Genomic DNA, 640 nt, shown 5'->3' on the forward strand with positions numbered 1-640 from the left:
TCCGGACGGCTGGAACAGGCAGATATGATTCCGGTTCTGCAAGATAAGACGTTATGTATTGACGCCACACATCCCTACGCCACACAGGTGACTCAAAATATCCGGGAAGCGGCTGCACAGGCGGGTGTGGTTTACAAAAGACTTCTGCGCCCTGCAAGTCAACTTCCACAGGGATGTCTGGTTGCCGCCAATGCACAGGAAGCTGTACGGATGCTGCAGTCAATGGAAGGCAACGTCCTGTTAACCACGGGCGCCAAGGAACTTTTACCGTTTGCATTGCTTGGTAAAGAACGGCTCTATGCACGGGTTCTGCCATTGGAGAGCAGTCTGCATGCCTGTGCGCAGGCAGGTATTCAGCCGGCACATATCATTGCCATGCAAGGACCGTTTGGTGCAGAACTGAACAAAGCACTGCTGCATCAGTATTCTATCCGTTATCTGGTCACAAAAGACGGCGGAAGTCCTGGTGGTTTTTGGGAAAAATGGGAAGCATCGCAAGCCTGCGATGTGCAGATGGTTGTGATTCGCCGTCCGGAAGAAGATGGAGAATCCTATCAGGATGTTTTGGATTTTTGCAAGGAGTGGATGGCAGGATGCAGGTGAATTTACTGGCACTGGGCGGCGGTACGGAAACCACCAT

General features: G+C 52.0%; 1 protein-coding gene. It reads left to right on the plus strand.

Annotated features, from left to right (window positions below):
• Positions 1-603, plus strand: a 603-nt coding sequence (gene cobK / locus H6B10_RS15010; RefSeq protein WP_204652310.1) for a precorrin-6A reductase, incomplete at its 5' end; no start/stop codon positions are given.
• Between the last annotated feature and the right edge of the window lie 37 nt (positions 604-640).

Source organism: Gemmiger formicilis, from assembly GCF_016901605.1.
Lineage (GTDB): Bacteria > Bacillota > Clostridia > Oscillospirales > Ruminococcaceae > Gemmiger > Gemmiger formicilis_B.